This window comes from Flavobacterium sp. RSSB_23, from assembly GCF_051547145.1.
Lineage (GTDB): Bacteria > Bacteroidota > Bacteroidia > Flavobacteriales > Flavobacteriaceae > Flavobacterium.
Genome location: NZ_JBPTTO010000003.1, coordinates 310,058 through 316,699, shown reverse-complemented (window position 1 = coordinate 316,699; position 6,642 = coordinate 310,058). Strand labels below are relative to the sequence as shown.

Sequence of the window (6,642 nt, the reverse complement as noted above, 5' to 3'; positions counted from 1 at the left end):
TTCAGAAGAACAAGAGTCAGTTACAGTTACAGTATAGGTTCCAGCAGGAAGATTATCAACTGTTGCAGTAGAACCCACTACAGTATTCGAAGCATTTTTCCAAGAATAAGTTACTGTTCCTACAGCTCCAGTTACAGCACCTGCAGTTACAGAACCCGTGCTAGCTCCAAAGCAAGAAGCATCAGTTTTAGAAGAAGCACCCAAAGCCAAAGCCGCTTCAGGTTGTCCAACAGTTACTGAATTGGATTCAGAAGAACAAGAATCAGTTACGGTTACAGTATAAGTTCCTGCTGGAAGATTATTTACCGAAGCAGTAGAACCTACTACTGTATTAGAAGCATTTTTCCAAGAATAAGTTACCGTTCCTACAGCTCCAGTTACAGCGCCTGCAGTTACAGAACCCGTGCTAGCTCCAAAGCAAGAAGCATCAGTTTTAGAAGAAGCACCCAAAGCCAAAGCTGCTTCAGGTTGTCCAACAGTTACAGAATTGGACTCAGAAGAACAAGAGTCAGATACCGTTACAGTATAGGTTCCAGCAGGAAGGTTATCAACTGTTGCAGTAGAACCCACTACAGTATTCGAAGCATTTTTCCAAGAATAAGTTACTGTTCCCACAGCTCCAGTTACAGCGCCTGCAGTTACAGAACCCGTGCTGGCTCCAAAGCAAGAAGCATCAGTTTTAGAAGAAGCTGCTAAAGCCAAAGCTGCTGTTGGTTGGGTGATTGATACCGATAAAACAGCTGTACTACAACCGTTTTTATCAGTAGCTATAACCGTATATGTTCCAGAACTTAATCCAGTTAGGTTTTGAGTAGTGGCATATGAATTTCCATCTTTTTTCCAATCATAAGTGTATGGAGCAGTTCCTCCAGTAGGATTATTTAATGTTATTGCTCCAGTAGAAGTACCAAAACAGCTTACATTTGTTTGGGAAGCTAATGTAATAATTGGACAAGGTATATTTGTTGAGGATGTTGAAATGTTTAAAGTTGAGTTTTGACAATTAGTATTTCGATAACTTAGAGATGAAGAACTCACAGTTTTACTTCCGCATACATTTGCTTTTGGTGTAAGTTCATATTTTAAGGTGATTGTCTCAACATTCAAAAAGTCGATGTTCCATGAAATCGATTGACCTGAGACAGATGCTGTTCCCTTTGAAGGTGTAACAGCTCCTATTATAAAATCATTACTGACTGACTCTGTTGCAAATGGTGTTCCAGCAATTTGTTGTGCAATCCAAGAAAGTTGAGTAGATATTTGGTTATAAATTCCAGTTAGATTCGCTGCGTTTTCTGTAAAAAAAGCACCAGCAGTTTGAATATTATTTAAAGTATATTGCGCGTTAGTTTGATCTGTTCCTGATATTGCACCAAATAAACCAACTGCAAAAATTTGGTTATTATAGGTTATTCCTGAAACAACTGTGGTTTTAGCATCGTTAGCTGCTGTAATAGCAGCTTGAATACAGGTCCCTTGCTGACCTCCAGTACAATTACTTCCATTAGCAACATTTTGGTTTGCAACACCATCGGTTAGTAGTACAATACTTCTTGATGTAATACAATCAAAAGTACCTTTTGCAGTTAACTCTTGATCCGCTTTTCTAATACCATCTTCAATATTAGTTGATCCGTTAGCTACTAATGCATTAACATCATCAATTAAGGTTTGTTTACCAGAAGCTAGTGTTAAAGTTCTTACTAACGAACCACTGCTACCATATTTTACTATTGCGATTTTATTTTTTCCGGTGGGATTATTTGCTGGTAAAAACACATTATTAATGAAACTTATAGCTGCATCCTTTGCATAATCTAGTGGTTCTGGTGTTGGACCATCATCCATACTTCCTGAAACATCTATTACTAGAACAACTTCATTTGGCCTTGCAACTGGATTAGAACCTTGCAATTTTAACTCAACATCAATTTTACCACATACTCCAGGTCTTACAGTAATCGTTTTTGTTGGTGTAATTGTTTGTGAGTTTACAAATCCAGCCATTAAAAGAAAAACAATTAATAAAATTGTTTTTTTAAATTCTTTTATAAATTGGTTAGGGTATAGTTGTCTTTTCATCTTAAACTATTTAATAGTGTTATTTTGGTATGAAATGATGTGTAGTTTTTTACTCTTGGTTAGGATCACTAACTAGCGTATGAAGAATAGTTGATACAGAATAGCTTGAGCAATCATTAGATGTTGCAATTATTTGAGTACAATTCCATTTATTGAAGGGAGTGCCAGAGGGTAATTCAATTTTAGCTAAAAAAGATTTTGTTTCTCCCGGATTTAAACTTAACTCGGTTATAGGATTTGAATCTAAATCCGTAAAAAAAATGGTTAAATTCACATTGCCAGAAGTGGAACTTCCATCATTATTCGAACAAGAAGCATTGATATTTACAGCTTTCAAAGTATAATTGGCACTATTAAAATTATCATTAGTTAATTCCAATTTGTACTGTGTTCCTTCTGAAGTTATGCTTCTGGAGTTTCTGCTTTTTTCAACTTGTAATTTGGCCTTGCAAGAGCTTTGAGAATATGAAAAAGTAGTACTTACTATAAATAATGCAATAATTATTAAGTTCCTGCTTATAGTAAAGTTTAGTCGAGAAGTAATAATGGAATAGAATAACTGTATTTCGTTTGAAGTAGTTTTAAATTTCATTGCATATAATTTTAAGAAACAATTTATATTTTGATTAACTACCTCAAAATTAGATACAAAGGAAATATTCCCTTTTTTTTTTCTATCAATAACCTAAAAACTCGTTAAAAAGCGTTTTTTGTTATATTTTTTTGGTTTACTTATCGCTTGTTAAATTTTACATATTTAAATTCCTACGTATAAATCCCTGTAATGAGTTAAAAATCTAGAATTCAGTATTTTGTCATCTTTTATTCTAAAAAGTGTATATAATAATTCTGATTTTTTTATCAAGACAAACACTAAACAATTGTTAATTTATATTTAGTTCAATTCAGACTAAAAAAATAAATGTAATTTAAGTGTCTGAAAAATAGATTTATAGGTTAAAATACACACCTTTATCTAAAAGTATTTGAACTAAAAAAACGGAAGCATTATGAAAAATTTAATCTTAGTTCGACACGCAAAATCAAGTTGGGAAACACCCCTAAAGGATAGAGATAGACCTTTGTCTAAAAATGGTCTGCAAGCGGCACATCTCGTATCTAGCTATGTTTCAAAGTATTTGCCTAAAACCTATTTGTTTTGGACAAGTGTAGCAGAACGAGCTTCTCAAACTGCTTTAATTTTTGCTCAAAATTTATCCTATCCTATCGAGAGCATTATTTATAAAGAGGAGCTGTATACTTTTGATGAAAACCAATTAGCTAAGGTGATTAAATCTTGTAAAAATGAATTTGATAGTGTAATTCTTTTTGGACATAATGGGGCAATTACAAATTTTGTTAATAAATTTGGAGACGTTTTTATTGAAAATGTTCCTACATCTGGGTTTGTCTCGCTACAATTTGATGTAGACGATTGGAGTGCCATAGAAAAAGGTAAAACTTTAAAAGTAATTGTTCCTAAAGATTTAAAATAAATAAAGTTTTGATACACAAATATATTGACAGAGAAAAGAGTTGGTTGGCTTTCAACGCCCGTGTTTTGCAAGAAGCAGCCGATGATTCAGTTCCTTTATTAGATAGATTACGTTTTTTAGGCATATTTTCGAATAATTTAGATGAATTCTTTAGAGTTCGATTTGCAGCCATCCGTAGATTAAGCCTTTCTGGAATTTCTGGTGAAAAATATTTAGGAGGTGTTTCTGCTCAACAATTGGTTAAAGAAATTACCGAAATTGTAATTGAACACCAAGCTGAAAGTTTGAATATTTTGAATGAAATTGAAAGTCAGTTACAAAAAGAGAACATCTACATTATCAATGAGAATGATTTAGATAAGGACCAGGAAAACTATCTGAAGGATTTTTTCATTCAAAGAGTAAGTCCTGAATTGGTGACTATTATTTTGAATGACTTAGCCGAATTTCCTTTGCTAAAAGACACTTTTGGTTACTTGGCAGTGAAATTGGTTATGAAAAAGGAGGAAGAAGTGCGCTATGCTGTAATCGAAATTCCAAAAACAATCAATCGCTTTGTTGTACTCCCTTCTAAAAACGAAAAGCAATATGTCATTCTGTTAGACGATGTCATCCGACAAAATTTAAGTAGCATTTTTAATATTTTCGACTATCAAAGCATATCAGCTCATATGATAAAAATTACAAGAGATGCCTCGTTAGACATCGATAGTGATTTGAGCAAAAGTATGATTGAGAAAATTGCTTTGAGTGTAAAAGACCGCCGAATTGGAGAGCCCGTTCGTTTTATTTACGACCAAGAAATAGAGGAGGATACACTCAACTTCTTTTTGGATAAAATGCATATTGTTTCTACTGATAGCATAATACCGGGTGGACGATATCATAATAGACGAGATTATATGGACTTTCCAAATTTGGGACGATTTGATTTATTGTATCAATCGAATGTACCCTTACCAATTCCTGGATTGAGTCTAGAAGGAAGTATGCTGGATAAAATAAGCGAGAAAGATTATTTATTGAATGCACCTTATCAATCGTTTTCTTATCTAACTAAGTTTTTGAGAGAAGCAGCATTGGACCCAAAAGTACTTTCCATTAAGATAACTTTATACCGTCTGGCAAAGAATTCACAGATTATAAGTTCTTTAATCAACGCTGCCAAAAATGGTAAAAAAGTAACAGTACAAATCGAATTGCAAGCTCGATTTGATGAAGCTTCCAATATTTCATATGCCGAACAAATGAAAACGGAAGGCATAGAATTGATTTTTGGAATCAAAGGTTTAAAGGTACATAGTAAAATCTGCGTGATTGAAAGACAAGAAAAAGACAAAATTAAACGTTACGGTTTTGTTTCTACCGGTAATTTTAATGAATCAACAGCCAAAGTTTATACTGATGTAACCCTTTTCACAAGTCATCAGCAGATTTTAAAAGACATTAATAAAATTTTTGATTTCTTCGATGTGAATTATAGAGTACATCGTTACAAGCATTTAATCGTATCTCCACATTACACACGAAGTAAGTTTGTAAAGTTAATAGATCGTGAAATAACGCATGCTTTGGCAGGTAGAAAGACTTATATAAAGTTAAAAATGAATAGTTTGTCTGACTTTGAAATGATTGATAAGTTATATCAAGCTAGCAAAGCGGGAGTCAAAATCCAATTAGAAGTTAGAGGTATTTGTTCATTGATTCCAGGGGTTCCTGGTTTAAGCGAAAACATTGAAGCAATTAGTATTGTTGATAATTATTTGGAACATTCTAGAGTGTATATTTTTGGGAATGCAGGAATTCCTGAAGTATACATTTCATCGGCAGATTTTATGAGAAGAAATTTAGATGCAAGGGTAGAGGTAACTTGTCCTATCTATGACCAAGATATAAAAAATGAATTAATAGATCATTTTGATTTGGGCTGGAAAGGTAATGTCAAAGCTCGTTATCATTCTGAAAATTTAGACAACAAGTACAAACAAAGAAATGGTGAGCCTCTTTTTAGAGCACAAATTGAGACTTATAAATATTATCAAAATAAACTTGAAGTAATTACTGAAGAAGCATAATGTATTGAATTGTGCTGTTATAAATGAATGAGTGAACATATGATTAAAATTAAAAAATATGCTGCTATTGATATCGGATCCAATGCGATGCGTTTGTTGATTGCTAATATTGTTGAACAAGAAGGAAAAGAAACACAATTCAGTAAGAGTTCCTTAGTGCGTGTTCCTATTCGTTTAGGGCAAGACGCTTTTACAGTTGGAGAAATTTCTCCCGAGAATATAGAACGAATGTGCGATGCTATGAAGGCATTTAATCTTCTGATGAAGGTGCATAAAGTAGAATGTTATAAAGCTTTTGCTACTTCAGCTATGCGAGAAGCATATAACGCCAAAGAAGTGGTGGCATTGATTAAGAAAAAAGCCGATATCAAAATAGAAATCATTGATGGTAAAAAAGAAGCGGCTATTATTGCTTCTACCGATTTACATCATTTATTAAAAACAGATGAAACCTACTTGTTTGTAGATGTTGGTGGGGGTAGTACCGAGTTTACTTTATTTTCTCACGGCAAGATGATTAATTCTCGTTCTTTTAAAGCCGGTACTGTACGTTTATTGAACGAAATGGTACACGATGTGGTTTGGGAAGAAATCGAAAAATGGATTAGAACCAACACTGCCGATTATGACGAAGTTACTTTGATTGGTTCTGGTGGTAACATCAATAAGTTGTTTAAAATGTCTGGTAAACAACAAGATAAACCCTTGTCTTATATATATATCAATTCGCAATATGCCTATTTGAGTTCCTTAACTTATGAACAACGAATTTCGCAATTGGGATTAAATTCAGACCGTGCCGACGTAATTGTGCCTGCAACGCGTATTTATTTGAATGCTATGAAATGGAGTGGAGCCCGTCAAATTTATGTGCCAAAGATTGGACTTTCGGATGGTATTGTAAAAGCAATGTACTACGGTAAAATCTAAATAAAAAAAGCAAAGGATTATCCTTTGCTTTTTTGTTATAATCTCTTTTTTTGGAAAAG

5 protein-coding genes are annotated in these 6,642 nt (G+C 33.5%); 3 read left to right on the top strand and 2 right to left on the bottom strand.

The features are described 5' to 3' along the window. Window positions 1–2,082: VWA domain-containing protein (locus ACSVH9_RS08230; protein ID WP_438063303.1), on the bottom strand; the 2,082-nt coding region annotated here is incomplete at its 3' end. 49 nt (window positions 2,083–2,131) lie between these two features. Beyond that, window positions 2,132–2,674, bottom strand: coding sequence for a hypothetical protein (locus tag ACSVH9_RS08225; RefSeq protein WP_438063302.1), 543 nt, complete (start codon window positions 2,672–2,674; stop codon window positions 2,132–2,134). Window positions 2,675–3,092: 418 nt separating this feature from the next. On the opposite strand from ACSVH9_RS08225, the gene ACSVH9_RS08220 reads away from it, so the two are divergent. Genes ACSVH9_RS08220 through ACSVH9_RS08210 form a run of 3 tightly spaced genes read left to right on the top strand, consistent with a single transcriptional unit; the run spans window position 3,093 to window position 6,583 of the window. After that, window positions 3,093–3,578: a SixA phosphatase family protein gene (locus ACSVH9_RS08220; protein ID WP_159685510.1), complete on the top strand. Its 486-nt coding sequence runs from the start codon at window positions 3,093–3,095 to the stop codon at window positions 3,576–3,578. An 8-nt stretch (window positions 3,579–3,586) separates the two neighbouring features. Further along, window positions 3,587–5,653, top strand: coding sequence for a polyphosphate kinase 1 (gene ppk1, locus ACSVH9_RS08215; RefSeq protein ID WP_438063301.1), 2,067 nt, complete (start codon window positions 3,587–3,589; stop codon window positions 5,651–5,653). A gap of 39 nt (window positions 5,654–5,692) precedes the next feature. Then, on the top strand, window positions 5,693–6,583 hold the full coding sequence (locus ACSVH9_RS08210; RefSeq protein WP_159685508.1) for a Ppx/GppA phosphatase family protein: 891 nt from the start codon (window positions 5,693–5,695) through the stop codon (window positions 6,581–6,583). Window positions 6,584–6,642: the final 59 nt, after the last annotated feature.